Genomic DNA, 2,932 nt, shown 5'->3' with positions numbered 1-2,932 from the left:
CGCCCGGATTCGCTGCCGGCGTTACGCGTGGGTTCGGGGCGGGCCGCTGACGTTTGGGGCGCGCCGCTTGCGTTCGGGGCGCGGCGCCTGCGTTTGGGGCGCGTGCGCTGACGTTTGGGGCGCGGCGCTGTCATTGGGGCGCGTGCGCCGCGCCCCAATGGGAGTTCTGCGCCCCAAACCCGGCGGTGCCGGCGGTGTGGGTCGGTCGGACGGGGTCGGTGGCGCCGGCCACGCGTGCGGGCCAAGCGCGCCGGATGAGCGGGCGTACCGGAACGGGGCGAGACGGGGTCAGTCGCCGTCGCGCGGCGACTTGTGCCGGGGCTTTCGGGCGGGCCGGTCATCCCCGGAGGGGCGACGGCCCGGACCACCGGTGTCGGGGCGCAGCTCGATCAGGCGGCCCGAGATGCGGGTGCCCGAGAGCCGGTCCAGGGTGTCGCGCGGCAGGTCGGCGGGAAGCTCGACGAGCGAGAAATCGGGCCTGATCTGGATGGCGCCGAAGTCGCCGCGGCTGAGGCCGCCTTCGTTCGCGAGGGCTCCGACGATCTGGCGCGGCTCGACGCGGTGCCGCTTGCCCACCGCGATGCGATAGGTCGTCATCGAACCGCTGCTCGGCCGCTGCCGGCGCTCAGGACGCTCCCCCCGCTCGTCGCGGTCGAACCGGCCGGGGCGATCCCCCCGGTCGCCGCGGTCTTCGAACTCGCGCTTCGGGCGCGCCGGCTCCGGCTCGAGCAGGAGCGGGGACTGGCCCTGCGCCACCACCGCGAGCGCCGCGGCCACATCGACCTCGGGCACGTCGTGATTGCGCACGTAGTGGGCGATGACGTCGCGGAACCCGTCGATGCGGTCGGTCTGGTCGAGGGCCGCCGTGATGCGGTCATCGAACCGCGCGAGCCGGGTGACGTTCACATCGTCGACGCTCGGCAGGTGCATCTGGGTCAGCGGCTGGCGGGTGGCCCGCTCGATCGCCGAGACGAGGTTGCGCTCGCGCGGCGTGACGAAGCTGATCGCATCGCCCGAGCGGCCGGCGCGCCCCGTGCGACCGATGCGGTGCACGTACGACTCCGTGTCGGTGGGGATGTCGAAGTTCACGACGTGGGAGATGCGCTCCACGTCGAGGCCCCTGGCCGCGACATCCGTCGCCACCAGGATGTCGAGCTTGCCCGACTTGAGCTGGTTGACCGTGCGCTCGCGCTGCACCTGGGCGATGTCGCCGTTGATCGCCGCGGCCGAGTAGCCGCGGGCGCGGAGCTTCTCGGCGACCTCCTCGGTCGCGCTCTTCGTGCGGGCGAAGACGATCATGCCCTCGAAGTTCTCGACCTCGAGGATGCGGGTCAGCGCATCGATCTTCTGCTGGTACGACACGATCAGATAGCGCTGTGTGGTCGACGCCGACGTGGTGGTCTTCGTCTTGACCGTGATCTCTTCCGGATCGTGCAGGTACTGCTTCGACATCCGGCGGATCGCGGCCGGCATGGTCGCCGAGAAGAGGGCTACCTGCTTCGTGGCCGGGGTGTCGGCGAGGATCGTCTCGACATCCTCGGCGAAGCCCATCTTGAGCATCTCGTCGGCCTCGTCGAGCACGAGGTACTTGAGCTCCGAGAGATCGAGGGTGCCCTTGTCGAGGTGGTCCATGATGCGGCCCGGGGTGCCGACGATGATGTGCACACCGCGGCGGAGCGCCGAGAGCTGAACCCCGTAGCCCTGGCCGCCGTAGACCGGCAGCACGTGAACGCCCTTGACGTGCGACGCGTACTTCTCGAACGCCTCGCAGACCTGCAGCGCGAGTTCGCGGGTCGGTGCCAGCACGAGCGCCTGCGGGGTCTTCTGCGTGACGTCGAGGCGATCGAGGATCGGCAGCGCGAAGGCGGCCGTCTTGCCGGTGCCCGTCTGCGCGAGACCCACGACATCGCGGCCCGCGAGCAGGGTCGGGATGGTCGCTGCCTGGATGGCGGAGGGCGTCTCGTACCCGACGTCGCGGAGCGCCTTGAGCACCGATTCGCCCAATCCGAGGTCGGAGAAGGTCATCGCGGGGGGCTCTGCGGGAGCCTCGGCCTCGACGGGAGCATCAGCGGAAGTCACGCTTCAGGTTAGTCCGCGCCGCCGCGGACGCGACAGAGCGCCGAGCCGGCCGTCGTCATCGCGCGGCGGCGGGCCGGCCGCGACGGGGCCGCTCTGTCGCCAGTTCGAGTGCAAGAGCGTGCTCCGGATGCTGCGCCAGGCGCTGTTCGGCATGGTCGAGCCAGCGCAGCTCGGCCTCCGCGTGGCAGATCATCGAGTCGACAACGAGCGAGAATGCGAGCTGCTCCGGTCCGTCGGGCGCGGATCCCGGGTAGGCCCGTCGCCTCAACTCGTACAGCCGCACCGACGCGGCCTCTCGCTGGGTCTGGATGATCGCCGCCGCATCGACGCCCGGCAGGGTCGCGGCTACGGCGAGCTTCACCGCGAGCTCGTCACGGGTTCCCGCTCCCCGGACGACGGGGGAGCCGAGCCACTCCGCCACCTCGGCCGAACCGGCATCCGTGGTCTCGTAGTACACGTGCCCCCGTTCGTCGGTGTCGCCCTTCGCGACGAGACCGTCGCGTTCGAGGCGGTCGAGGGTGTTGTAGATCTGCCCCACGTTGAGGGGCCAGGTCGAGCCGGTCCGCCGGTCGAACTCGGCGCGCAGCTGGTACCCGTAGCAGGGGCCCCGGTCGAGGATGGCCAGCAGGCTGTGTCGCACCGACACGGCGACCTCCGATCCCGGCATCCACAGTGGATGCCGCGTATGTGCGTGCCGAGTATATAGATACCGGGCATGCGTGCCCCGCTCGGGCGACGTCACAGCCCACTCCAAGGTCACGGACGGATAACATAGGCAGGTATGCCCGGCGTCAGCCGGCGGCACCGGTGCCCCGTGCGCCGCACCGATAGATGGAGATCCACACGTGGCCAA

General features: G+C 70.7%; 2 protein-coding genes. Both read right to left on the bottom strand.

Annotation, left to right across the window (positions count from 1 at the left end; all coding sequences use genetic code 11):
* Positions 1–288: 288 nt before the first annotated feature.
* The gene (locus tag VNT50_RS06845) at positions 289–2,025 is read right to left on the bottom strand and encodes a DEAD/DEAH box helicase (protein WP_325484357.1); all 1,737 of its coding nucleotides are present in this window, start codon (positions 2,023–2,025) and stop codon (positions 289–291) included.
* Between the two features lie 109 nt (positions 2,026–2,134).
* On the bottom strand, positions 2,135–2,725 hold the full coding sequence (locus tag VNT50_RS06840) for a PadR family transcriptional regulator (protein ID WP_325484356.1): 591 nt from the start codon (positions 2,723–2,725) through the stop codon (positions 2,135–2,137).
* Positions 2,726–2,932 lie beyond the last annotated feature (207 nt).

The organism is Microbacterium sp., assembly GCF_035554235.1.
Classification (GTDB): domain Bacteria; phylum Actinomycetota; class Actinomycetes; order Actinomycetales; family Microbacteriaceae; genus Microbacterium.
The sequence above is the reverse complement of the archived record's forward strand: the minus strand, read 5'-3'. Positions and strand labels throughout refer to the sequence as shown.